The organism is Janthinobacterium sp. MP5059B (genome assembly GCF_001758645.1).
GTDB lineage: Bacteria > Pseudomonadota > Gammaproteobacteria > Burkholderiales > Burkholderiaceae_D > Janthinobacterium > Janthinobacterium lividum.
The window spans coordinates 133287-157430 of sequence record NZ_LRHX01000007.1 but is presented as its reverse complement, the minus strand read 5'-3'; the positions used below and the strand labels follow the sequence as shown (position 1 = coordinate 157430).

Sequence of the window (24144 nt, the reverse complement as noted above, 5' to 3'; positions counted from 1 at the left end):
TTCCGTCCATTCTTTTTATGATGAATCGTGCGTGACTGTCCAACTGACAGGGGCGTTGCCGGCCGAAACCATGGCAACGCCCTTAATTGTTTACTGTGCGATCAACTTACATTTTCCAGCGCAGTGATAACCCTACCGTGCGGTCATAGCGGCGCGTATCGCGCGCATACACGCCCGGATCGTTCCAGTAATCCTTGAACTTGGTGTCCAGCAAGTTATTGCCATCGAGGGTCACCGTGAACTGCTCGTTGATCTTGTACGACAGCGAACCGTCGAGCTGGGCCGTCGGCGCCACTTTCAAGTCCAGGCCGGGGCCGCCCTGGTTGTAGCTGTCGATGAATTTCGAGCGCCAGTTGTAGGCCAGGCGGCCCGACCACGCATCTTTTTCGTACAGCAGCACCAGGTTGTAGGCATAGCGCGACACGCCCGTGATGGCATGGCTGCCCGTCTCGTCATCGGTGGTGCCACTCATGTAGGTGCCGTTCGCCTGCAAGCCCAGGCCGCTCAACAGGCCCGGCAAGCCGTCATAGAACTGCTGGTAGCCAATTTCCAGGCCCTGCAGCTTGCCGGCGGCCGTGTTGTACGGGCGATCCACATCATAGGTCTTGCCACCGATGGTTTCGCTGGAAATGCGTTGCTGGATATAGCCGTCGAACTTGTGGTGGAACACGGTGGCCGTCACGGAACCGGCTGGCGCGAAATACCATTCCAGTGCCGCGTCAACATTGTCGCCTGTCACCGGTTTCAAATTCGGATTGCCGCCCGCGCCCGTCGCCTTCACCGTTTCCGTCGAGTTGACGAGGGCCACGCCCGGGTTCAGCTGGGAAAAGCCCGGACGGCTGATGGTGCGGCCGGCAGCGAAGCGGCCGACCAGGTCGGAGCGCAGCTTGATTTTCAGGGCCACGCTCGGCAGCACATCGGTGCTGGCCGTGTCGCTGATGACGGGCGTGTAGACGCCATCTTGCGAACTGTTGCCTTGCAGGCTTTGCTCGGTACGCACGACGCGCACGCCCAGGGTACCATCGACAGGGTAGGCACCCAGCTTGAAGGCGATCTTCGCCTTGGTATAGATGGAATACGTCTTTTCCGTGTCCTTGAAGAACGAACCCGGGTCCATGGCGCGCGCCGCGCTGCTGCCCGTGACGGCTTGGCGGATGGTGCCCGTGTTGTTGAGCAGGAAGCTGGCGCACGGCGTGTACCACTGCTTCAAGCCATAGTCGGGGCCGCCGCTGGACATCGGTTCCGACAGACAATTAAGGCCCGGAATCGACGTCACGCTCTGGCGGCCAAACGGAAACGCTGCGCCGGACACGTCCGGTGCTTCCGCATTGCCCTCGAAACTCTTGATCGATTCGGCTTCGCGCTTCACGCCGCGCAGGCCGACGCTGATTTCCTTGAAGATGCCGCCAGCACTGGGTGTGTACGCCAGGTCGGCGCGCAAGTCGTTCGAGCTGCCCTGGTCACGGCCGTAGCGGTCGAAAAAGCCCTTCAGATAGTAATTCGACGGGTCTTGCAAATCGATGCCCGTGTAGTCGACGTGCAAGGTGCCATTCTGGTTGGTATTGATGCGGGCATTCGGCACGACGGTAATCGCATCGAGAATCGGGTTGCGCCAGGCATAGGTACTTTTGGTGCTGGCCACTTCCGACGTGAAACGCCATTCCGGGTTGATATCCCACAAGCCACCGACGGCAAATTGATGCGTCTTCGTCTGGTTCTTGTTCGCCTGCGTCGACATGATGGTGTTGACGTTGGTGGAAGTGAGCGTTTGCAGCTGGTCGGTGCCGGGAATCTTTGTAGCCGACACGGGCGTGCCCCACCATGGCAAGCCGACAAAGTAGTCGGACTCGGCATCGAGGAGGAAACGCGTGGCCATGCCTTCCGCGTACAGTTCCACGTCGGTGTTCGGACGCCATTGCAGCACGGCATTGGCGGTGCTGCGGCGGCGGTCGCCCTTGATCGGCAACAAGCCCACCTGGTCCGGCCCCGTCAAACCGGGCAACAGGAAACTTTTATCCACGGGCGCCGTATTGAATGCGCGCTCTTCGTGGTAACGGTGCTGCTGCTGCGACAAGCCCAGCAGCGCGCCCACTTCGCCGATGCCCGTCTTCCAGCGGTTAGCCACCATGCCGCTGATGTTCGGGTCCGTGGCTTTCGATTTGTCGCTGTAGACGGCGCGCGTGTTGACGCTGGCCGTAAACTCCTTGAAGTCGAACGGGCGGTTGGTGCGCACGTCGATGATGCCGGCCACGCCGCCTTCGACCTGGTCCGCGCCCTGCGACTTGTACACGTCCACGCGCTGCAGCATGGTGGCGGGAATGTCGGCCAGGTTGACGTAGCGCCCCGTGGTGGTAAACAGTTCGCGGCCATTGAGCAAGGTCGTGACATCGCGCAAGCCGCGGATCATGACGGCGCTGGCTTCACCCGAATCGCGGCGGATCTGGATGCCGGAAATGCGCGCCAGGGTCTCGGCCACGTTATTGTCCGGAAACTTGCCGATGTCGTCGGCGACGATGGAATCGATGACCTGGTCCGAGCGCATCTTGATCTGCTGCGAATTCTGCGCCGAACGGCGCACGCCGCTGACGGTCACGACCGACACTTCCGCAGCAGGCTCGGCACTGGCATCGGCCGCCACCGCCTCCTGCGCCCATACCGAAGCCGTGCTCAGCAAGCCAATACCGGCCAATGCCGCAACGGCTGCCTTCAAGGTGAATGGACGAGGGGAAGTGGCCGCGAGCGGGCCGGTGGCGTTGCGCATCATGAATCTCCAGATATTGTATTGATATTTTTTGTGCTGCTTGCATGTCGTTCGCATGCTCGGCGTTTATCTTAGGGGCTGGGCGATAATCTCTCCAATCAATTTTTCCACTGTTTCGATATCAATTTTGATATCGGCGGTTAGCGGACTTTGGAGATTGCAAACGGACAACGGCAGGGGCGTCAGGGGCGTTTTCGGAAGGTGGCGCACAAAAAAGTGGCAGTATCGACATGTGGCGGCACACGGTGCCCATGGCAAGCAGAAACAGTCGCGTGCCGAGGCAAGCGTCGTTCTCGCACGAAAGTGTGGAGGTATTGGATTCGCACGCTGCGCAGCGTCACAGTCCCTGCCGGGTTGAAATCACAATGGAGAACACGGCAGGCAGCCGCATGACAATGCTGGCTGGATAAAACGGGAGTCTTGATTTGTCTGGTGCGGCTGGCGGGGATCGAACCCACGACCCTTGGCTTCGGAGGCCAATACTCTATCCACTGAGCTACAGCCGCGTAGGGGGAATTTCTGAAGTGATGCGAAGGATACCGTTTTTCTTTACCTACGTCTACGGAAACTGTCGTATCGCTGGCAATTGCATGTCACTGCTCAATTTTTGTGCCTATAATTGTGGGTTTCATAAAGGTTTACATCCAGGCATGTAAAAATGCTACCTTACACGGCCATCAGTTTCAAATCTGGACTAAGGACATCATGAGCGACGCACATAACGAACAACAATCAGCGATCAAAACGCCTAAACAATTGCTTGCCGCCGTAGCTGGCTTCTTCCTCATCACCGTCATCGGCATCATCCTGCTGGTGCAGTTCGTCACGGCGCAAAAACTGACGGGCGCCGGTACGGACAGCCAGTCGCCGGAAGCCATTGCCGAGCGCTTGAGTCCGGTTGCCAATGCCGGCTTCACCTTCAAGGATGCCAGCGGTCCGAAAGTGCTGCAAAGCGGCGAAGCCGTCTACACGGCGACCTGCGTGGCTTGCCATGGCGCCGGCGTGGCCGGTGCGCCGAAGTTTGGCGATGCGGGCGGCTGGTCGGCACGCCTGGCCCAGGGCTACGATACGGTCCTGAAACACGCCATCGAAGGCTTGCGCGCGATGCCGGCCAAAGGCGGCAATCCCGACCTCGACGATGTGGAAGTGGCGCGCGCCGTCGTCTACATCGCCAATGCGTCGGGCGGCAAGTTCAAGGAACCGGAAGTGCCGGCACCAGCCGCTGCCGCTGACGGCGCTGCCGCACCAGCCGCGGAACCTGCCAAGTAAGCAGCTCGCAGTAGCAAGGAACCGCCCGGATGGGCGGTTTTTTTTTACCCGCAGTTTGCGCCAGATCACACGGCGTAAAAAAGCCGCCCGGCTTGATGCGGGGCGGCTCGGTACTAGCGCGTCAGAACTGCTGTTACCACATGATGACGCGGTCTTTCGGCGGCAGATACATCTTGTCGCCCGGTTTCACGTCGAAGGCCTGGTAGAAGCCGGGCTGGTTGCGCATGGTGCCATTGGCGCGGAACTGGCCTGGCGAGTGCGGGTCCGTTTTCAGCAAGACCAGCTGCTGCGCTTCGCGCATCTTCATGCGCCAGACCTGGGCAAAGCCAGCGTAGAAGCGCTGCTCGCCCGTGAAGCCGTCGATGACGGGAGCTTGCTTGCCGTTCAGCGACAATTTGTACGCCTTATACGCGATTGCCACGCCGGAATTGTCGGCGATGTTTTCGCCCAGGGTCAGTTCGCCGTTGACGAAGTGGCCCTTGACGGGGCTGAAGCTGTTGTACTGCGCCACCAATTGCTTGGTTTTCTTGGCGAAGTTTTTATGGTCGGCCTTGGTCCACCAGTCGCGCAGGTTGCCGTCGCCGTCGTACTGGGCACCCTGGTCGTCGAAGCCGTGGCTGATTTCATGGCCGATCACGCCGCCGATGGCGCCATAGTTGACGGCGTCGTCCGCGTTGGCGTCGAAGAACGGCGCTTGCAGGATGGCGGCCGGGAAGACGATTTCGTTCAGCTCAGGGTTGTAATAGGCGTTCACGGTCTGCGGCGTCATGCCCCACTCGTCGCGATCGATGGGCTGGCCCAGCTTGTTCAATTCGCGGTTGTAGTTGAGCAGGTGCGAACGCTGGATGTTGCCGATCAAATCGTCCGGCGCCACCGTCAGGCCCGAGTAATCGCGCCATTTGTTCGGATAGCCGATCTTGGTGGTGAACTTGGCCAGCTTGATCTGCGCCTGTTTCTTGGTGACAGGGCTCATCCAGTCGAGCTTGTCGATGCTTTGCTTGTAGGCCGTCATCAGGTTTTTCACCAGCGCTTCCATGCGCACCTTGCGTTCGGCCGGGAAATACTGTTCCACGTACAGCTGGCCCACGGCTTCGCCCAGCGCGCCTTCGACGGCGCCCACGCCGCGTTTCCAGCGCGGACGCATTTCCGTCACGCCCGTCAGGGTGGTGCCATAGAAGGCGAAGTTTTCATCGACATACGCTTTCGGCAGGTAGCCGGCGTTAGCGTGCAACAAGTGCCACTGGAAATACGCTTTCCACGTCTCCAGCGGAGTCTTGTTGGCGATCTCGGCAAAACCCTTCAGGTAGCTGGGCTGGCTGACGATCACGTAATCGACCTTGCCGGCGATGCCCGTGTCCTTCAGGTAGCGGGCCCAGTCGTAGCCTGGCGCCACGGCGGCCAGTTTCGCCAGTTCCACCTTGTTATAGGTCTTGACGGGGTCGCGGTTCTGCACATTGCTCCATTGCGCCTTGGCCAGCTCCGTTTCCAGCGCCACAATGGCTTTCGCGTTGGCGGCAGCGTTCGCGTCGCCGGCCAGGCTCAGCATTTTTTCCACGTGGGCCAGGTATTTGGCGCGCGTGTCGGCCTTGCCTGCTTCCAGGTAGTAGTCGCGGTCAGGCAAGCCCAGGCCGCTCTGCACGATGTCGGCCACGTATTTGGTGGAATCCTTGGCGTCCTGGTGGATGCCGAAGTCGTAAGGCGAGGTCACGCCCAGCTTGCTGAAGTGGGCGATTACGGCCGGCAATTCCGCCTTGTCCTGCAGCGCGGCGATCTTCGCCAACTCCGCGTTCAAGGGGGTCAGGCCCAGGCTTTCCAGCTTGGCTTCATCCATGAAGCTGTTATAAAAATCACCGATTTTCTGGGCATTCGAACCGGCCGCGCGGGCCTTGTCGGCGGCCGCGCCTTCGACGATGCCGCGCAGCTGCGTTTGCGTATCGTCGGCCAGCTTGGCAAAGCTGCCCCAGCTCGACTTGTCGGCAGGAATCACGGTTTCCGCCAGCCATTTGCCATTCAGGTGCTGGAACAGATCGTCCTGCGCGCGCACGGCAGGATCGACGTATTCGACGGCGATGCCGGACGTCAGCGCCGCAGCAGCAACGGCCGTGGCGGGAGCGGCTTTCTTGGCCGCATCAGCGGCGCCAGCCATGCCGGACACGCCGGCCAGCAAACTCAGGGTCAATGCACTTAACAAATAACGATTCACGGTTGTCCTCTATATTGTATTGTGTGGAATATAAGGGTCAGAAGGCCCAAGGCTTCTGGCCCGGTTTTTGACTGTAGCATACCGGCCGAAATGACAGAAAGAACTTTGGCCAGAATGCAAAAAAGACCACGCGAGTGGTCTCTTTTGTTGTTACAGGATTACGTTTTCATCGAGGCTGGGCTTACCAGATGATCACGCGGTTTTCCGGAGCGACATACATCTTGTCGCCCGGTTTCACGCCAAACGCTTCGTAGAAGCCAGGCTGGTTGACCATGGTGCCGTTGGCGCGGTACTGGCCCGGCGAATGCGGGTCGGTCTTGATCTGCACGATCTGCTGCGCTTCGCGCATCTTGCTGCGCCATACCTGGCCAAAGCCCATGTAGAAGCGCTGGTCGCCCGTCAAGCCGTCCAGCACGGGCGCCGGCTTGCCGCCCAGCGAGATTTTATAGGCCTTGTAGGCGATCGCCACGCCCGAGTTGTCGGCGATGTTCTCGCCCAGCGTCAGGGCGCCATTGACGTGGTAGCCAGGCAAGGGGCTGTAACCGTCATATTGCTTGGTCAGCGCGTCGGCCTTGGCGGCGAAATTCTTGCGGTCGGCCGGGGTCCACCAGTCGCGCAGGTTGCCGTCGCCATCGGACTGGCTGCCCTTGTCGTCGAAGCCGTGGCTGATTTCATGGCCGATGACGGCGCCGATGGCGCCATAGTTGACGGCATCGTCCGCGTTGGCGTCAAAGAACGGCGGCTGCAGGATGGACGCGGGGAAGACGATTTCATTCATCGTCGAACTGTAATAGGCGTTCACCGTTTGCGGCGTCATGCCCCACTCTTCGCGGTCGATCGGCTTGCCCAGCTTGGCCACCTGGCGCGCGGAACCGAAGTTGGCGGCGCGCATCATGTTGCCCACCAAGTCGCCCTGGACGATTTGCAGCTTCGTGTAATCGCGCCATTTGTTCGGATACGCGATCTTCGGCGTGAACTTGGCCAGCTTGGCTTGCGCTTCCTTCTTGGTTTCCGGGCTCATCCAGTCCAAGGTGTCGATGCTGTCCTTGTAGGCGGCCAGCACGTTCTTCACCAGTTCCTGCATGTGCGCCTTGCGCTCCGCCGGGAAGTATTGCGCCACGTACAGTTTGCCGACGGCTTCGCCCAGCACGCCTTCGACAGCGCCCACGCCACGCTTCCAGCGCGGCTGGTTTTCCGTCACGCCGCTGAGCACCGTGCCGTAGAAGGCAAAGCTTTCATCGACAAAATTTTTCGACAGGTAGCTGGCATAGCTGCGCAGCAACTGCCATTCGAAATACGCTTTCAGGGTATCCAGGTCGGCAGACGCGAGCACCTTGTTGTAGCCGGCCAGGTAGCTCGGCTGGTTGACGATGACGTAGTCGACCTTGTTGGCGATGCCCAGGGCGGCCAGGCCGGACTTCAGGTCGTAGCCCGGGGTCAGGTCGTTCAGCTTGTTGATGTCGGTCTTGTTGTAGCGTTTGACGGGGTCGCGGTTCTCGACCTTGGTCCATTGCACTTCGGCCAGGGCCGTTTCCAGCGCAACGACAGCCTTGGCGCGGGCAGCGGCGTTCTTGTCGCCCGCCATGGCCAGCATTTTTTCCACGTGCGCCTGGTATTTTTCCTTGACGCCAGCCTGCTTGGCTTCCAGGTAGTAGTCGCGGTCCGGCATGCCCAGGCCGCTTTGGCTCACATATGCCGCATATTTCGTCGAAGCACGGGCATCCTGGCCCACGTAGACGGCGTACGGGGTCGACACGCCCGTCTGGCTCAGGTGAGCGATCAGGGCGGGCACGCCCTTCTTGTCGCGCAACGAGCGGATACGGTTCAGTTCGCCGGCCAGCGGCTTCGTGCCCAGCGCCTCGAGCTTGGCTTCATCCATGTAGCTGGCGTACAAGTCGCTGATTTTCTGCGCTTCGGAACCGGCTTTCCTGTTCTTGTCCTTTTGCGTGGCTTCGATGATGCCGCGCAACTGTGGCGTGGTGTCATCGCGCAGCTTGGCGAACGAACCCCAGCTCGACTTGTCGGCAGGAATCTCGGCCGTGGCCAGCCACTTGCCGTTCAAATGGGTGAAGAAATCGTCCTGCACGCGCACGGCGGGGTCGATGTACTGCACATCGATACCGGAAACGACGCCGGCGGCGGCAGGTGCGGAAGGTGCGACGCCGGGCGCCACGGTCGGGGCGGCAGCGGCGGATACGGGTTCGGCGGCATGGGCAAACGCAGCCAACAGGGTCAGGGTCAGACTGCTCAAGAGATAGCGATTCACGGATTGTCCTTATGGGGCATGTCAAAAAGACCGGGCGGATGGCTTCGGGCGGATAGCCTGCCGCGCCAGGCGCTGCAGGAATGTAGCACGCGAGCATGCCTTTTGGCCATCCTTGCCCCTTGCTTGCCCCCCAGCGCCTGCCCCCTGCTTACCCTCAGTTGCCGGGCAGCGTCATGCCCGCGCCCCCGCTGCCCATGCTCACGCCCGCGCCTCCCATGCCGCCCATTCCCCCCTTGCCGCCCTTGCGCCCGCCATGCTCGCCACCGGGCGCGCCGCGCGATTCGCTGCGGGGCGCGGCGGCGTCCATCACGCGCGCCATCTGGCCGGCGATGAACTGGGCCACCATCTGGCGCTGGTTTTCGTCGAGGGCGTCGTTGACGCTCAGCCACCATTCGCGCAACTGCTTTTCTTCGGCCAGGCTCTGCGTGCTTTCCGTGTCCAGGCCGGCGAGCAAGTCGCGCAACTCCAGCCGCGGCGCTTGCAAACCCTGCGTCACGCCCGCTTGCAGGCGTTCGCGGCGCGCCTTGCGTTCGCGCAACAGCTGGCGCGATTTCCCTTCCACCTGCTGCCACAAGGTGGTTTGATTCGCATTGAGCTTCAATTCCGTCTTGAAATCGGGCGCCATCGGCAACAAGTCTTCCAGGCGCATCTCGGCAATCGGCACGGCCGAGGCGGTCAAGGCGGTGGTACCCAGCAGCAAGGCCAGGCCGAGACGGCGCACGGCAGGGGAAAAGGTCAACGAGGTCATGGGGGCTCCGGATAAAAAAAAGCCTGCGTCCGCAGACGCAGGCAAAACCACTTCGGGTCGAGAATGCGAGTCCACTATAGGGCCGCCGCACACGCTTTTTTTCGACTCTTACAAATGCTTACTCCCCTCAAGAGTAACTATACATCGCATACAAAACCGCAACATATGGCAAGCTGACAGCCCCGTTTTCGCGCGTAGACTGGGCCCAGACACGCTTTTTCCACGGCCGGCCCACGCCGGCAGAGATTCAGGTCTATACTTTCAGGAAAGCGCCGCTCCACGGGGACTGGCGCTTGTGCAAGACACGCTAGCTGCAAAGGTGCAATGATGGGCAAACTCAAAAATACCGGCTTGATCGGCCTGGGCGTGGTGGCCGGCGTCGCCGTGTCGCTGCAATTTTCCGCCATGGCGCAAAAGACCGTCGAGCCGCCCTTGCCTCTGGAAGAGCTGCGTCAACTGGCCGACGTATTTGGCCTGATCAAGTCCGATTATGTCGAGCCGGTGGAAGACAAGAAACTGCTGGAAGACGCCATTTCCGGCATGGTCGCCTCGCTCGACCCCCATTCCGCCTACCTGGACAAGAAAGCCTACGCCGAGCTGCGCGAAGGCTCGGAAGGCAAGTTCGTCGGCCTGGGCATTGAAATCGGCCTCAGCGAAGACGGCTACATCAAGATCGTCTCGCCCATCGAGGATTCTCCCGCCTACCGCGCCGGCATCAAGGCCGGCGATCTGATCACCCGCCTCGATGGCCAGCCCGTGAAAGGCGTCAGCCTGGACGACAACGTCAAGCGCATGCGCGGCGAACCGGGCACCAAGGTGTCGCTGACGATTGCCCGCAAGGATGAACCGCAACCGCTGGCCTTCACCATCACGCGCGAGGAAATCCATCAGAAGAGCGTGAAGGCGAAGATCGTCGAGCCTGGCTACGCCTGGTTGCGCGTGTCGCAATTCCAGGAACCGACCGTCGACGACATGGCCGCGCAGATCACGGCGTTATACCAGCAAGACCCGAACATCAAGGGCATGGTGCTGGACCTGCGCAACGACCCGGGCGGCGTGCTGCAAGGCGCCATCGGCGTCTCGGCCGCCTTCCTGCCGAAGGACGCGGCCATCGTCTCAACGAATGGCCAGTTGCCGGATTCGAAACAGGTGTTCTACGGCCGCGCCGAATACTATACCTTCCGTTCGGAAGGCGATGCCTTGGCGAAATTGCCGGCCGCCATCAAAAAAGTGCCGCTGGTGGTGCTCGTCAACACGGGGTCGGCCTCGGCCTCGGAAATCGTCGCCGGCGCCCTGCAGGATTACAAGCGCGCCACCATCATCGGCACGCAGACCTTCGGCAAAGGTTCCGTGCAAACCATCCGCCAGCTGACAGCCGACACGGCCGTCAAGCTGACGACGGCCCGCTACTACACGCCGAACGGCCGCTCGATCCAGGCCAAGGGCATCGTGCCCGACCTGCTGGTCGACGAGAATGCGGACGGCGACGGCCTCAACGGCCTGCGCATCCGCGAAGCCGATCTCACCAAGCACCTGAGCAACGACCGCGACCAGGAAAGTGCCAAAGCCGCGCCCGTTAACGACGAGATGGAAGAGCAATTGCGCATCATCGCCCTGGAAAAGACCCGCAAGCCGCTGGAATTTGGCAGCAAGGACGATTTTCAATTGCACCAGGCGCTGAACCACCTGAAGGGTCTGCCGGTGCAGCTGGCCAAGGCCGAACCGGTGGTGGTGCAGGCCGACGTCAAGAAAGAACAGAAGAAATAAGCAGCAGCGCCAGCATCACAGGGGGGGCGCAATGCCCCCTGGTCACCCGTCCACGCGACAAAAATCAATCTTCCGCCACACATCGCCCTGCCCCGTAACACGAAACTCTCTACAGTCGAGCCCGTTTGTGTAAAATTTGCTTCACTTATCGGCATCGCGCCGATTGCCAAATTTGAAAGCTTAACCATGAAACAAGTCGTCATCAGCGGTACCGGACTGTACACGCCGCCATTTTCGATCTCCAACGAAGAGCTGGTCACCTGCTTCAATGCCTACGTTGAAAAGTTCAATGCCGACAACGCCGACGCGATCGCCGCGGGCACAGTGACGGCGCTGGACCTGTCGAGCGTGGCCTTCATCGAAAAGGCGTCCGGCATCAAGTCGCGCTTCGTGATGGAAAAGGAAGGCATCCTCGATCCGGCGCGCATGGTCTCGCGCATCGCGGAACGGGGCGATGATGAACTGTCCCTGCAAGCGGAAATGGCGGTTGCCGCCGCGCGCGACGCCTTGGCGCGCGCGGGCCGCACGCCAGCCGATATCGACATGGTACTGGTGGCTTGCAGCAATATGCAGCGCGCCTACCCGGCCATGGCCGTGGAAGTGCAGGATGCGCTGGGCATAGACGGTTATGGTTTTGACATGAACGTGGCGTGCTCGTCCGCCACCTTCGGCATCCAGCAAGCCGTGGCCGCCGTGCAAAGCGGCCAGGCGCGCGCCGTGCTGGTCCTGAATCCCGAAATCACCAGCGGCCACCTGAACTGGCGCGACCGCGACAGCCATTTTATTTTTGGCGACGCCTGCACGGCCATCATCGTGGAAGCGAAAGACACTGCCGTGTCCAAGCACCAGTTCGAGATCATCGGCACGGAACTGAAAACGCGCTTCTCTAACGCCATCCGCAACAATTTCGGCTTCCTCAACCGTTTTGACGAGTCCGGCGTGGGCCAGGCCGACAAGCTGTTCCGCCAGCAAGGCCGCAAAGTCTTCAAGGAAGTGTGCCCGATGGCCGCCGAAATGATCAAGGCGACCCTGGCCAAGGCCGGCGTGGAAGTGGCGCAAGTCTCCCGCTACTGGCTGCACCAGGCTAACCTGAACATGAACCTGCTGATCGCGCGCCTGATCCTGGGCCGCGACGCGGAAGCCAACGAAGCGCCCGTGATCCTCGACACCTACGCCAACACCTCGTCGGCCGGTTCCATCATCGCCTTCCATAAATATCAGGATGATATGGCGGCGGGCGCCACGGGCGTCATCTGCTCGTTCGGCGCCGGTTATTCCATCGGCTGCGTGATCGTGCGCAAGGTGTAAAGACACGGGGTGGCATAGGGTTGAATCCTTGAATTAGGAGAAGATCCGGGTGGATGACATGCGTTCGTGGCCACCTGGACGAAGATAGTGCACAGGTTTTTTGCAATAAAGCCGCAGGAACCTTCCGGCAGGGGCTTTGATGCGTTTATACTTGGTCGCTGAGCAACATCTTTTTCCATCCGTACGTCCCATAAGGAACCCCACACGCATGCCCCATGACATCAGCCTGATCACCACCATCGCCGCCGCCCTCGGGTTCGGCCTCATCTTCGGCTTCATCGCCGCGCGCCTGAAACTGCCGGCCCTGGTCGGCTACTTGGCCGCCGGCATCATCATCGGACCGGCCACGCCCGGTTTTGTGGCGGATGCGGAAATAGCCGGGCAATTGGCGGAAATCGGGGTGATGCTGATGATGTTCGGTGTCGGCCTGCACTTTTCCATCGAAGATTTGTGGGACGTGCGCAAGATCGCGCTGCCTGGCGCCATCCTGCAGATCGGCGTCGCCACGGCGATGGGCATGGGCCTGGCCCACTGGTGGGGCTGGACCCTCGGTGGCGGACTGATCTTCGGCTTGGCCCTGTCCGTGGCCAGTACCGTGGTGCTGCTGCGCGCGCTGGAAGAACGGGGCATCCTCGACTCGCTGAATGGCCGCATCGCCGTCGGCTGGCTGGTGGTGGAAGACCTCGTCACCGTGCTGGTGCTCGTGCTGCTGCCGGCGTTTGCCGGCGTGCTGGGCGGCAAGGTCGCGCCGGATGCCGAGGCTGTCAGCCTGTGGCAAACCCTGGCCATTACCCTGGGGCAAGTGGCCGGCTTCATCGTCTTCATGCTGGTGGTCGGCCGCAAGCTGTTCCCGTGGATTTTGTGGCAGGTGGCGCGCACCGGTTCGCGCGAGCTGTTCACCCTGTGCGTGATCGCCGCCGCCGTCGGCATCGCCTACGCTTCGACCAAGCTGTTCGGCGTGTCCTTCGCGCTGGGCGCCTTCTTTGCCGGCATGGTGCTGCGCGAATCCGAGCTCAGCCACCGCGCCGCGGAAGAGTCGCTGCCCCTGCGCGACGCGTTTGCCGTGCTGTTCTTCGTTTCCGTCGGCATGCTGTTCGAGCCGAACATCCTCATCGAGAAGCCCCTGCAAGTGCTGGCCGTGTGCGCCATCATTATCTTCGGCAAGTCGATCGCCGCCTTCCTGCTCGTGATGGCGCTGCGCTATCCGCCGAAAACGGCCATCATCGTCTCGGCCAGCCTGGCGCAGATCGGCGAGTTCTCGTTCATCCTGGCCGCCCTGGGCCTGTCGCTGGGCCTGATGCCGCAAGAAGGCCAAAGCCTGATCCTGGCCGGCGCCATCCTGTCGATTGCCCTCAACCCGCTCGTATTCAGCATGGCCAAGCCGTTGCTGCGCGTGATGAGCAACAGCGATTTCGCGCGCAAGTTCGAACGCACCACCGACCCGCTGGCCGAGCTGCCGATGACGGTGCCACAGGAAAAACTGTCGGGCCAGATCGTCCTGGTCGGCTATGGCCGCGTGGGCCGGCGCATCGCCGCCGCACTGATGGAACGGGGCATCCACTTCGTCGTGGCCGAGGAAAACCGCGAAATCGTCGACCAGCTGCGCAAGCAGGGCATCCCGGCCGTGGCCGGCAATGCGGGCGAACCGGCCGTGCTGATCCAGGCGCACATCACGCACGCCACCATGCTCGTCATCGCCACGCCCGATACCTTCCACGTGCGCGCCATGATCGAGACGGCGCGCGCGCTGAACCCGAACATCATGACGGTGGTGCGCACGCACAGCGAGGAAGAGGCGGAATTGCTGCGCGCGGAAAACGCGGGCAAGGTGTTTATCGGCGAGCACGAGCTGGCGAATGGCATGGCCGAACACGTGCTGCAGAGTTTTGATGCGGCGAAGAAGGGGCATAGCCATTAAGGTTCTTTGATACCGAACCTCTAGCCCATGCAAATGCCGGGGTCGGACCCTCAGGGTCCGACCCCAGTTTTTTCCGGGTTATAAACTGGCGGCCAGCTCCGCGCCTTCCCGTATCGCCCGCTTGGCGTCGAGTTCGGCCGCCAGCGCGGCGCCGCCGATCTTATGGAAACGGGGGCCGCCCGCCGCCAGCGGCTTGCCATCCTTGTCCATTTCCGGCATGAGTTCCGTCAAGCTGTCCTGGCCCGCGCAGATAACCACGTTGTCCACCGCCAGCAGGCGCTGCTCGCCGCCCACGGTGATGTGCAAGCCCTGCTCGTCGATCTTGTCATAGCTCACGCCAGCCAGCATGGCCACGCCGTTTCTCGCCAGTGCCGCGCGGTGCACCCAGCCCGACGTCTTGCCCAGTCCCGCCCCCACTTTCGAGGTCTTGCGCTGCAACAGGAATATCTGCCGCACGGGATGCGGCGCCACGGGCGGCACCAGGCCGCCGCCGGTGGCCGCATCCAGGTCCACGCCCCACTCGCCCGCCCAGGTGGCCACAGGCTGGGGCAGCGGGTGCACCGGGTCGTGCAGCAGGTATTCGCCCACGTCGAAACCGATGCCGCCCGCGCCGATGATGGCCACGCGCGCGCCCACGGGTTTCTTGCTTTGCAGCACATCCAGATACGACAGCACCTTCGGATGGTCGATGCCGGGAATGGCCGGCAGGCGCACCTTGATGCCGGTGGCGACGATGACGTCGTCATAGCCGCCCGCCAGCAATTGCTCGCGCGTCACGCGCTGGCCCAGGTGCAGCTTGACTTCCAGCAGCGCCAGCCGGCGCGCAAAATAACGGATGGTTTCCGTAAATTCTTCCTTGCCAGGTATCTGCATGGCCACCTTGAACTGGCCGCCCACGCTATCGCTGCCGTCGAACAGGCTCACCTCGTGCCCGCATTCGGCCGCCACGCAGGCGGCGGACAGGCCGGCCGGACCGGCGCCGACGACGGCCACCCGACGCGGCACGGCCTTTTTCGCGTAGACGAGTTCCGTTTCATGGCAGGCGCGCGGGTTGACCAGGCAACTGGCGCGCTTGTTGGCAAACGTATGGTCGAGACACGCCTGGTTGCAGCCGATGCAGGTATTGATTTCGTCGGCGCGGCCGGCGGCGGCCTTGGCGACAAAAAACGGGTCGGCCAGGAAAGGCCGCGCCATCGACACCAGGTCGCAGTCACCGCGTTCCAGGATGGCGTTCGCTTCGTGCGGCATGTTGATGCGGTTCGACGCCACCACGGGGATATTGACTTCGCGGCGCAGCCGGCCCGCCACGGAAGCGAAGGCGGCGCGCGGCACGGAGGTGACGATGGTGGGCACTCTTGCCTCATGCCAGCCGAAGCCCGTATTCAGAATGGTCACGCCGGCGTGTTCCAGGGCCTTGGCCACCGTCACCACGTCGTCCCAGGTATTGCCGCCCTCGACCAGGTCGAGCAGGGAATGGCGGTACATGATGATGAAGTTGGGGCCGACGGCGGCGCGGATGCGGCGCACGATGTCCACGGGCAGGCGCATGCGGTTCTCGATGCTGCCGCCCCAGCGGTCCTGGCGCAGATTCGTGCGCGCGCACAGGAACTGGTTCAACAGGTAGCCCTCGCTGCCCATCACCTCGATGCCGTCATAGCCGGCCTTTTGCGCCAGACGCGCGCAGCGCACGTAGTCGCAGATGGTGCGTTCGATGCCCCGTTCGCTCAGGGGACGGGGCCGGAATGGCGAGATCGGCGATTTCTTCGCCGACGCCGAGACGACGAACGGCTGATAGCCATAGCGGCCCGCATGCAGGATCTGCATGACGATCTTGCCGCCCTCCTCGTGCACGGCGCGCGTCACCTTGCGGTGGTTCGGCACGTCGCCGAGGCGGTTCGGCGAGATGCCGCCCGTGACGATCAGCCCCACGCCACCGCGCGCCCGTTCGCGGTAAAACGCGGCCAGCTTGCCATAATGGTAAAAGCGGTCTTCCAGGCCCGTGTGCATGGACCCCATGATGACGCGGTTGCGCAAAGAGGTAAAACCCAGGTCGAGCGGGGCCAGCAGGTGGGGATAGGCAGTCATGGTGATCGGTCCGGTAGAGGTGGTATGCAGGCCGTACGGTAGCAAGCATTGCCGCTCGCCGCAGCGTATTTCTCTAGACCGGGAGTTCTAAATCGCCCGGCGCACGGGCCGGCGATGCGTACAGCTTGTGCCGGGGGCAAGTTTCCCGTAGGCTAGGTGCATGACGCGACTCTTCCTTTGCCTGCTGATGCTGTGCGCCGTCCCCGCGACCGCGCTGGCACAGGCGACACGCCTGGACAGGCTGAAGGTCGACGTCAAGCGCATCGAGGTCGACGGGCAGCGCATGTATGAAGTCGATGCCAGCGGCAGCGTGCAGGCGCCGCCGGCCTCCGTCTGGAAGACCCTGACCACGTACGAGCGCATGCATGAATTCGTGCCCGACCTCAGCTCCTGCCGCGTGCTGTCGCGCAACGGCAATGAAGTCATCATCGAGCAGCAGGGCATGGCGCGCTTCCTGTTCATGAACCACCCCATCCACCTGGTGGTGCGGGCCACGGAAACGCCGTTCACGGCCATCGATATCGCCCTGATCTCGGGCGACATGCGGCATTACGAATCGCGCTGGAATCTGTATCCCATCCCGGAGACGGGCGGCACGCGCATCGTCTTTTCCAGCCGGCTGATGCCGGGCTTCTATGTGCCCGGCATGCTGGGCACGACCATGATACGCGGCGATATCGAGCGCATGATGGCGGCCGTACTCACCCGCATCGACAGCCAGTACGCCGATAAATCCGGATAACGACACCGGAAAAAACCTACTGCGCGTCGCGATTTGCAGCCTCCGCTGCTCACTGTGCTAAAGCACAGCTCCGCTGCTCAGCTACAACTCCCATCCGCTCGCTACGGTTTCATCCGGTGTTAAAAAATCAGGCCAAATAGGTATCGCGGTCGCGGATTTCCGCGAAGTTTTCCAGGCTGCCCAGTTTTACCGTGACAGGGTTCAGGCTCGCTTGCGGCTGCATCGAGCGCCAGGCGAACAGCCATTCCTGCTCGGGCGCCTCGGCGCGCGTCTTGGTGAAGGCGGCGCCCAGGGCGGCGCGCTGGCCGTATTCGACCAGGCCATCGATGCCTGCCCAGCTGGGCAGGGTGCGCTGCACGGCGCGGTGCAGGCGTTCGCCGAATTCTTCCGTATTGTGGATGATCAAACAGGCGTCGGCCGGGGCGAACAGATCGAACAATTGTTTGTCCCACACTTGCGAAAAGCTCAGGGTCAGACAATTGCCCGCTGGCGCCAGGCGGAACTGGCCCAGGCTCAGCGCCAGCTCGAGTTCGCTGCGCTGGCCGTAGCGGTGCAGGGTGGGGGGACGTTTGTAATCGTGCATGCTGGACTCGTTCTTCAATAGTAGGGTAAACCGGCGCGCCGCTTAACGTGGCGGGCGGATATGGCGCCGGATGCGCTGGGCCGTCGCGGCCAGATAAATTTCGCGCAGTAAATAAATAAAACAGCCGATCAGGCAAATCACGGCCAGCACAAAGAAGGCCGCGATGTATTTGTCCAGGGTCAGGTTCAGAATATCGCCCAAAAACAGCATGGCGATGATGACGCAGACGAAGAAACCGCACGCCGTGCTCAGCGAAATCGAATAGTTGATCAGATGGGTACGCCGATACAAGGTATCTAGCTCATCCATATAGAAATCGTTGTAGCCGATGTCGAGCCGGTCTTCCAGCACGCGCGTGCGGTCGATGATGCGGCCCAGGCGGTTGGTCAGCACCACCAGCATGGTACCGATACCGGTCAACAGGAAAACCGGCGCAATCGCCAGCTGGATGATATGGCCGATGTCGCCGATCTGTATGTTCATGGATAAAAAGTCGTGGGTTCACACCGGCGCCCGACCGTGGCGCCAGCACAGGCCATAGTGTAGCAGGTGGCGCACGCCGGCTGGCCGCTTTGCCAACCGGCGTGGTTGAACGTCATGCGAAGCCGCGCCCCGGCACGAAGCGCTCGGTGGCGCGCACCAGCGCCGAAGCGATACCGTGCTCGAGCGCGCCATGGCCCGCGTCCGGGATCATTTCCAGCTGTGCGCCGGGCCAGGCTTGCTGCAAACGGTAGGCCGACAGCGGCGGGCAGATGGCGTCGTAGCGCCCTTGCACGATGACGGCCGGCAAATGCGCGATGCGCCCGATGTTGCGGATCAGCTGGTCTTCCTCGAAGAAACCGAGGTTGGCCATGTAATGCGATTCGAGCCGGCCCACGCCCAGGTCCAGCGCATCGTTCGGCGCATCTTCCGGTTGCGGCATCAGGTACACGCGGCGCCCTTCGAAGCGGCTCCAGGCGCGCGCGGCCGGCCAGTACACGGCGGGATCGCTGCTGAGGATGCGTTTCACGTAGGCGGCCAGCAAGTCGCCCCTTTCCTCTGCCGGAATGGGCGCGGCGAATTCCTCGTACAGTTCCGGATAGAACCAGCGCACGCCGTCGATGAACCAGTCGATTTCCGCCTGCGTGCACAGGAAAATGCCACGCAGCACGAAACCGAGACAGGCTTCCGGATGCGCCTGGCCATACGCCAGCGCCAGGGTCGAGCCCCAGGAGCCGCCAAACACCAGCCATTGGCCGATGCCGAACTGGGCACGCAGGCGTTCGATATCGGCGATCAGCAGCTGCGTCGTGTTGTTGCGCCATTCGCCCAGCGGCGTGGACTTGCCCGCGCCGCGCTGGTCGAACAGGATCACGCGGTAGCGCTGCGGATCGAAGAAGCGGCGGTGCTGCGGCGACAGGCCCGCGCCGGGCCCGCCATGCAGGAACAGCACGGGAATACCGTCGGGGTTGCCGCACTCTTCCCAATAAATGGTGTGGATGTCATCGACCGCCAGCATGCCGTGCCGGTTCGGCGACAGGACGGGAAACAGGGGAGTCAGGGAATCGGGCATGGCGGTCCTCGGAGTGGCGGTCAGGGCGCCAGGCACGAGTCCTGGCAACTGTTCCAATTATAGTGCGCCCCCGGCGCCTCAGGCCAGCAGCAAGGGCAGGCGGTTCGACGACTTGATTTCGCGCATCGACAGGCTGGACTGGATTTCCGCCACGCCAGGCAGGCGGCGCAGCACGGTCGAGACGAATTCGCCATATGCTTCCAGGTCGCGCGCCACCACTTGCAGGAAATAATCGGCTTCGCCCGCCACATTGTGGCACGACAAGATTTCGGGAATCGTCGCGATGGCTTGCTCGAACTGCGACGGCTGCTCGCCGCCATGGTTGGCAAACACGACCCGGACGAACGCGACCAGGCCGATGCCCAGCTTCTTGCGGTTAAGCAAAGCCTGGTAGCCGGTAATAAAACCTTCCTCTTCCAGGCGGCGCAGACGGCGCCAGACGGGGGTTTCGCTGAGCTTCAAGCGCTCGGCCAGGCGCGCATTCGACAGCCGTCCTTCATCCTGCAACAGCCTGAGTATCTGCAAATCGGTGGCGTCGAGGCTAACTTCTGAAATTTTCATCTATTTTTTGTTTTTATAGGAGTTGAATCTACCCGAATACTAGGGCATGCAGGGCAGGAAAAGCAAGCACATTTCATCACAGCAAGAACATAATGGGATCCGGCGAGCAGGCTGCACCGTGCGCATGCTCCCGCTTTTCTTTTCGACTGGCCCATGTCCGATTCTACCTTCCTGATGTACCTGCTGGCACTGGCTGGCGCCTTTTTATTACCGGGCCCCGACATGGCGCTGGTGCTGGCGACGGGCGCCGCGCGCGGCGTGGCCACGGCGCTGGTGACGGCCCTCGGTATCGCCGGCGCGCGCGCCGTCCACGTGGCGCTGTCGGGCGCGGGACTGGCGGCGTTGATGGTGACGCATCCGCAAGCCTTGCAATGGGTCAAATGGGCGGGCGCCGCCTACCTGCTGTACCTGGCGCTGCGCCTGCTGCAGTCGGCCCTGTCGACCCAAACGGTGCAGGAAGCGGCCGCGCCCGCCACGGCGCATGGCGCCCGCGCCAGCCTGGTGCGCGGCTTCCTGACGAATCTGCTCAATCCGAAGGCACTGCTGTTTTGCAGCATGTTCCTGCCGCAGTTCGTCGCCGGCAGCGAGCAGGTCGGCATGCAATACCTGCGCCTGGGCGCCGTCCTGGTGCTGGTCGGCCTGCTGTTCGATGCCCTGTATGCCGTCCTGGCAGCGCGCCTGGCGCGCCGCCTGCGCGGCAAACCTTCGCCTTACGGCAAGTTCGTGCTGCCCACCGTCTTCTTCTTGCTGGCCGGGCGGCTGGTGCTGGGCTGACTTTTCAGCGGTAGCGGAAGCGGCGCCCCGCCGGCAAAAAAGGCGGGGTAGTCGTTCAGCAGGCTGCGCTCCAGCTCGTTGATCTTGCGAAATTGCCGCAGCGTGGGCGCCATGGCCCGTCCCGCGTCCCAGCTGCGCCAGGCATTCGGCGCATCGAATTGCGCCAGCAAGGCATCGCCCAGGTCCTGGTACACGGCCGCCATCTGCGGCTTGGCCTGCAGCACTTGCAGATACAGCGCGGTCGCTTCCGGCCATTGCCCCAGCTTGGCGCGCAAATTGCCTTCGAACAAGGCCAGCACGGGCTGCTCCAGCCCCGTTTGCGTCCTTGATTCCTGCACCGTCGTCAATGCTGCCTTGATGCCTTCCTGGTCCTTGGCCAGCAGTGCGCGCGTCAAGTCGTGGATGGGCTGGCACTCCTGCATGGCCCGCTGTTGCTGGGGCGTCAGCTTGTCCACCAGCGCGCCCGTAGAAAAATGGTCTTCCAGCATGGTCAAAAATGCCTCGAAGGGCTTGCCTGCCGCAAACAGGCGCTCGGCCTCGGCGCGCAGCGCCGGATGCGCCTGCGGACTCAGCGGCGGCAACCGCGCCGCCTGCGCCAGCACGCGCTCGAGCGGGGGCGCATCGGCCGCCAGCGGGCGTGGCCGGTAGGCGGCCAGGGTATACGTGGCGGGCGCACCCACCGTCATGGCGCCGACGCGGAAGTGGCGCGTCACGCTGCCACCCACCTCCTGGTAGTGCATGGTAAATTCGGCGGGAATGCGCTTGCCGTCGGCCAGCATCTTCAGCACCAGCGGATGGCCGCCCCAGGTATAGCGCAGGTACTGGGCAAACGCCGTGGCATCGTCGCCGCTGACGGGGCTGCCAGCTATCCCCAGGCGCAGCAGGGGCTGCCCGTCGAGCGACCACAGCACGGCGCCGTCGAGCACTTGCGGCGCCAGCGCGTTGCGCCGCTTGTTGTCCAGCACCGACAAAGCCTGTTCCTCATACACGGGCAACGTTGCGTGCTGCTCAAGGCCGCCCGCCTTCAATATGCCGACGATCCCTTGCCGGTGGCGCAGTTCGAAGACGCGAAATCCCGCCACGTCGAACAGCGAATACGTGTCGTAGGTGGATGCCGCCATATCGATCAGGTGGCGGCGGCGCGCGGCAAAATCGAGTACGGACAAGCGCGTGCCATCACGCACGCTCAGGTAATGGGGCCCCAGCACGACATCGCTTTCCTGCGTATCGCGCGCAGGCAGGCTGGTTTTCACGTCGGGCTTGTTGACGCGCTCGGTAGTCACCGTGACATGGAACGCGACACTGGCCTGGGCCGCGCCGGCGCCCAGGAAAAGAATGGCGGCCACGCTGGCGCGGCGCAAGACAGGAAAGAGGGGCATGGAAATGGTGCAGTGGAGAAATGCTGATTCTAAGGCAAATCCGGCGATCACCTTGTTTTGCTAGCAAGCATAAAAAAAGACAGCCGCAGCTGTCTTTTTGTTTGACCTCAATACCGATTACGACATGTGCTGGCCGCCGTTGATCGAGATGTTGGCGCCCGTGACGAACGCGGCTTCATCGGAAGCCAGGTAAGCGACCAGGCCGGCCACTTCTTCCGGCTTGCCCAGGCGCGCCATTGGAATTTGCGGGATGATTTTGCTGTCGAGCACTTCCTGCGGAATCGCCATGACCATCTTGGTACCGATGTAGCCTGGCGAGATGGTGTTGACGGTGACGTTCTTGCGCGCCACTTCCAGCGCCAGCGACTTGGTGAAACCATGCATGCCGGCTTTCGCGGCCGAATAGTTGGTTTGGCCGAAGGCGCCCTTCTGGCCATTCACGGACGAGATATTGATGATGCGGCCCCAGCCGCGTTCCACCATGCCGTCGCAGACGGGCTTGGTCATGTTGAAGACGGAATCGAGGTTGGTGCCCATCACGGCATCCCAGTTCGGTTTGTCCATCTTCTTGAACGTCATGTCGCGCGTGATGCCGGCGTTATTCACCAGCACGTCGACAGGACCGATTTCCGCTTCCACGGCCGCCACGCAGGCAGCCGCCGAATCGTAGTCGGCCACGTCGCACGGATATGCCTTGAAGTCGTAACCCATGTCTTTGGTCGACGCCAGCCATTCCGCGACCTTCGGATTGCCTGGGGAATATGTGGTCACCACGCGATAGCCGAGCGCAGCCAGCTTGAAACACACCGCTTCGCCCAGACCACCCATGCCACCAGTTACCAATGCAACTCTTGCCATTTTCATCCCCTCAGTGTCGTTCTATTGCTAAAAAGTTAATTATTTAATGAAAGCAATCCAAAACCGCCGCGTGACGGCGGCGTACTGCACCGGACCAGGCCGCCACGCATTGCGCGTAACGGCCCAAGTTCGCTGTCAGCGATTAATCACGCTCAATTGCGAGGGCGACACCCATGCCGCCGCCGATGCACAGTGCTGCCAGGCCTTTCTTGGCGTCGCGGCGGATCATTTCGTGGATCAGGGTGACCAGGATGCGCGCACCGGACGCGCCGATCGGGTGGCCGATGGCAATCGCGCCGCCGTTCACGTTGATCTTGCTGGTATCCCAGCCCATTTCCTTGTTGACGGCAATCGCTTGCGCGGCAAACGCTTCGTTGATTTCCATCAGGTCCAGCTCTTCATGCGTCCAGCCGGCTTTTTTCAGGCACAGGCGCGATGCGGAGACGGGGCCCATGCCCATGACGGCCGGGTCCAGACCCGACGAAGCGTAGGCCTTGATGCGCGCCAGCGGCTTCAAGCCCAGTTCTTTCGCTTGCGAGGCCGACATCATGATCACGGCGGCGGCGCCATCGTTCAGGCCGGACGCGTTGCCGGCCGTGACGGTGCCATCCTTGGCGAACGCGGGGCGCAGGCCGGCCAGCGATTCCAGGGTCGAACCGGGCTTGATGTATTCGTCGCTGTCGAAGACGACCGTGCCTTTTTTATTGGCGATTTCCAGCGGCAGGATTTCATCCTTGAACTTGCCCGCCTTTTGCGCCGCTTCCGCTTTCAGTTGCGACTGCAGCGCGAATTCATCCTGCTCGGCGCGCGTCACTTCGTATTTCTTGGCGACGTTTTCCGCCGTGATGCCCATGTGGTACTGGTTGTACACGTCCCACAGGCCGTCGACGATCATGGTGTCGATCATCTTGAAGTCACCCATGCGGAAACCGTCGCGCGAGCCGTTCATCGCGTGCGGCGAGGCGCTCATGTTTTCCTGGCCGCCGGCGATGATGATGTTGGCATCGCCGCACTTGATCGCTTGCGCCGCCAGGTGCGTTGCCTTCAAGCCGCTGCCGCATACCTTGTTGATGGTGAATGCCGGGATCGAGCTGGGCAGGCCAGCCTTGATGACGGCCTGGCGCGCGGCGTTCTGGCCGACGGCAGCCGTCAGCACCTGGCCCAGGATCGCTTCGCCGATCAGGTTCGGGTCGATGCCAGTTTGTGCCAGCAAGCCCTTGATTACATGCGCGCCCAGTTCGGACGCAGGAATCTTGGCCAGACTGCCACCGAATTTGCCGACTGCGGTACGGCCGGCGGCCACGATTACGACATCATCCATTTATTTCTCCGATAAGCAGGCCACGAGGGCCAAGGTCAAGGTGTTAATA

The 24144-nt window shown here is 62.2% G+C and carries 18 protein-coding genes and 1 tRNA gene; 6 read left to right on the top strand and 13 right to left on the bottom strand.

Annotated elements, in window-relative coordinates; genetic code table 11:
* Positions 1–106: 106 nt before the first annotated feature.
* Both JAB1_RS11190 and JAB1_RS11185 read right to left on the bottom strand, forming a co-directional pair.
* Positions 107–2764, bottom strand: a complete 2658-nt coding sequence (locus JAB1_RS11190; RefSeq protein WP_070279984.1) for a TonB-dependent receptor — start codon at positions 2762–2764, stop codon at positions 107–109.
* 427 nt (positions 2765–3191) lie between these two features.
* Positions 3192–3267, bottom strand: a tRNA-Arg gene (locus JAB1_RS11185).
* A 199-nt stretch (positions 3268–3466) separates the two neighbouring features.
* Between JAB1_RS11185 and JAB1_RS11180 the strand changes: the two genes are divergently transcribed.
* Positions 3467–4030: a c-type cytochrome gene (locus tag JAB1_RS11180; RefSeq protein WP_070279983.1), complete on the top strand. Its 564-nt coding sequence runs from the start codon at positions 3467–3469 to the stop codon at positions 4028–4030.
* A gap of 133 nt (positions 4031–4163) precedes the next feature.
* Here JAB1_RS11180 and JAB1_RS11175 read toward each other — a convergent pair whose 3' ends face one another.
* The 3 genes from JAB1_RS11175 to JAB1_RS29545 form a co-directional block, all read right to left on the bottom strand.
* Positions 4164–6233, bottom strand: coding sequence for a M13-type metalloendopeptidase (locus JAB1_RS11175; protein ID WP_070279982.1), 2070 nt, complete (start codon positions 6231–6233; stop codon positions 4164–4166).
* Positions 6234–6414: 181 nt separating this feature from the next.
* Positions 6415–8499, bottom strand: a complete 2085-nt coding sequence (locus JAB1_RS11170) for a M13-type metalloendopeptidase (protein ID WP_070279981.1) — start codon at positions 8497–8499, stop codon at positions 6415–6417.
* Between the two features lie 154 nt (positions 8500–8653).
* Positions 8654–9247, bottom strand: coding sequence for a hypothetical protein (locus tag JAB1_RS29545; RefSeq protein ID WP_034783707.1), 594 nt, complete (start codon positions 9245–9247; stop codon positions 8654–8656).
* Between the two features lie 324 nt (positions 9248–9571).
* Here JAB1_RS29545 and JAB1_RS11160 point away from each other — a divergent pair, with 324 nt between their 5' ends.
* The 3 genes from JAB1_RS11160 (at position 9572) to ybaL (ending at position 14240) form a co-directional block, all read left to right on the top strand.
* The gene (locus JAB1_RS11160) at positions 9572–11014 is read left to right on the top strand and encodes a S41 family peptidase (protein ID WP_070279980.1); all 1443 of its coding nucleotides are present in this window, start codon (positions 9572–9574) and stop codon (positions 11012–11014) included.
* A gap of 186 nt (positions 11015–11200) precedes the next feature.
* Complete coding sequence (locus tag JAB1_RS11155) at positions 11201–12322, top strand: beta-ketoacyl-ACP synthase III (protein WP_070279979.1); 1122 nt, start codon at positions 11201–11203, stop codon at positions 12320–12322.
* 208 nt (positions 12323–12530) lie between these two features.
* Complete coding sequence (ybaL, locus tag JAB1_RS11150; RefSeq protein ID WP_070279978.1) at positions 12531–14240, top strand: YbaL family putative K(+) efflux transporter; 1710 nt, start codon at positions 12531–12533, stop codon at positions 14238–14240.
* Positions 14241–14318: 78 nt separating this feature from the next.
* On the opposite strand, the gene JAB1_RS11145 is transcribed toward ybaL, so the two are convergent.
* A complete protein-coding gene (locus JAB1_RS11145; RefSeq protein ID WP_070279977.1) occupies positions 14319–16325 on the bottom strand; it encodes an NADPH-dependent 2,4-dienoyl-CoA reductase in 2007 nt (668 codons plus the stop codon).
* 160 nt (positions 16326–16485) lie between these two features.
* Here JAB1_RS11145 and JAB1_RS11140 point away from each other — a divergent pair, with 160 nt between their 5' ends.
* Complete coding sequence (locus JAB1_RS11140; RefSeq protein WP_249153662.1) at positions 16486–17067, top strand: SRPBCC family protein; 582 nt, start codon at positions 16486–16488, stop codon at positions 17065–17067.
* Positions 17068–17194: 127 nt separating this feature from the next.
* Here the strand turns inward: JAB1_RS11140 and JAB1_RS11135 are convergent, their stop codons facing one another.
* The 4 genes from JAB1_RS11135 to JAB1_RS11120 form a co-directional block, all read right to left on the bottom strand.
* Positions 17195–17650, bottom strand: a complete 456-nt coding sequence (locus JAB1_RS11135) for a hypothetical protein (protein WP_034752899.1) — start codon at positions 17648–17650, stop codon at positions 17195–17197.
* A 42-nt stretch (positions 17651–17692) separates the two neighbouring features.
* The gene (locus tag JAB1_RS11130) at positions 17693–18133 is read right to left on the bottom strand and encodes a DUF2721 domain-containing protein (protein ID WP_034783716.1); all 441 of its coding nucleotides are present in this window, start codon (positions 18131–18133) and stop codon (positions 17693–17695) included.
* Between the two features lie 112 nt (positions 18134–18245).
* The gene (gene pip / locus JAB1_RS11125; RefSeq protein WP_034783717.1) at positions 18246–19202 is read right to left on the bottom strand and encodes a prolyl aminopeptidase; all 957 of its coding nucleotides are present in this window, start codon (positions 19200–19202) and stop codon (positions 18246–18248) included.
* 78 nt (positions 19203–19280) lie between these two features.
* Positions 19281–19763, bottom strand: a complete 483-nt coding sequence (locus JAB1_RS11120; protein WP_034752896.1) for an Lrp/AsnC family transcriptional regulator — start codon at positions 19761–19763, stop codon at positions 19281–19283.
* Between the two features lie 153 nt (positions 19764–19916).
* Between JAB1_RS11120 and JAB1_RS11115 the strand changes: the two genes are divergently transcribed.
* Entirely contained in the window at positions 19917–20537 is a 621-nt protein-coding gene (locus tag JAB1_RS11115; RefSeq protein WP_254672054.1) for a LysE family translocator, read from the top strand.
* Here the strand turns inward: JAB1_RS11115 and JAB1_RS11110 are convergent.
* From JAB1_RS11110 to JAB1_RS11100, 3 genes are all read right to left on the bottom strand, one after another.
* Entirely contained in the window at positions 20474–21916 is a 1443-nt protein-coding gene (locus JAB1_RS11110) for a hypothetical protein (RefSeq protein WP_070279975.1), read from the bottom strand. The genes JAB1_RS11115 and JAB1_RS11110 overlap by 64 nt on opposite strands.
* Before the next feature lie 117 nt (positions 21917–22033).
* Positions 22034–22774, bottom strand: coding sequence for an acetoacetyl-CoA reductase (gene phbB, locus JAB1_RS11105; RefSeq protein ID WP_034783722.1), 741 nt, complete (start codon positions 22772–22774; stop codon positions 22034–22036).
* A 142-nt stretch (positions 22775–22916) separates the two neighbouring features.
* Entirely contained in the window at positions 22917–24095 is a 1179-nt protein-coding gene (locus JAB1_RS11100) for an acetyl-CoA C-acetyltransferase (protein ID WP_034783723.1), read from the bottom strand.
* Positions 24096–24144: the final 49 nt, after the last annotated feature.

Excerpts from the sequence above, each read along its gene's own strand:
- phbB (WP_034783722.1), bottom strand. The coding sequence starts at position 22,774 with ATGGCAAGAGTTGCATTGGTAACTGGTGGCATGGGTGGTCTGGGCGAA.
- JAB1_RS11130 (WP_034783716.1), bottom strand. The coding sequence starts at position 18,133 with ATGAACATACAGATCGGCGACATCGGCCATATCATCCAGCTGGCGATT.
- JAB1_RS11190 (WP_070279984.1), bottom strand. The coding sequence starts at position 2,764 with ATGATGCGCAACGCCACCGGCCCGCTCGCGGCCACTTCCCCTCGTCCA.
- JAB1_RS29545 (WP_034783707.1), bottom strand. The coding sequence starts at position 9,247 with ATGACCTCGTTGACCTTTTCCCCTGCCGTGCGCCGTCTCGGCCTGGCC.
- JAB1_RS11110 (WP_070279975.1), bottom strand. The coding sequence starts at position 21,916 with ATGCCCCTCTTTCCTGTCTTGCGCCGCGCCAGCGTGGCCGCCATTCTT.
- JAB1_RS11100 (WP_034783723.1), bottom strand. The coding sequence starts at position 24,095 with ATGGATGATGTCGTAATCGTGGCCGCCGGCCGTACCGCAGTCGGCAAA.
- JAB1_RS11180 (WP_070279983.1), top strand. The coding sequence starts at position 3,467 with ATGAGCGACGCACATAACGAACAACAATCAGCGATCAAAACGCCTAAA.
- JAB1_RS11120 (WP_034752896.1), bottom strand. The coding sequence starts at position 19,763 with ATGAAAATTTCAGAAGTTAGCCTCGACGCCACCGATTTGCAGATACTC.
- JAB1_RS11155 (WP_070279979.1), top strand. The coding sequence starts at position 11,201 with ATGAAACAAGTCGTCATCAGCGGTACCGGACTGTACACGCCGCCATTT.
- pip (WP_034783717.1), bottom strand. The coding sequence starts at position 19,202 with ATGCCCGATTCCCTGACTCCCCTGTTTCCCGTCCTGTCGCCGAACCGG.
- JAB1_RS11115 (WP_254672054.1), top strand. The coding sequence starts at position 19,917 with ATGTCCGATTCTACCTTCCTGATGTACCTGCTGGCACTGGCTGGCGCC.
- ybaL (WP_070279978.1), top strand. The coding sequence starts at position 12,531 with ATGCCCCATGACATCAGCCTGATCACCACCATCGCCGCCGCCCTCGGG.
- JAB1_RS11135 (WP_034752899.1), bottom strand. The coding sequence starts at position 17,650 with ATGCACGATTACAAACGTCCCCCCACCCTGCACCGCTACGGCCAGCGC.
- JAB1_RS11140 (WP_249153662.1), top strand. The coding sequence starts at position 16,486 with ATGACGCGACTCTTCCTTTGCCTGCTGATGCTGTGCGCCGTCCCCGCG.
- JAB1_RS11145 (WP_070279977.1), bottom strand. The coding sequence starts at position 16,325 with ATGACTGCCTATCCCCACCTGCTGGCCCCGCTCGACCTGGGTTTTACC.
- JAB1_RS11160 (WP_070279980.1), top strand. The coding sequence starts at position 9,572 with ATGATGGGCAAACTCAAAAATACCGGCTTGATCGGCCTGGGCGTGGTG.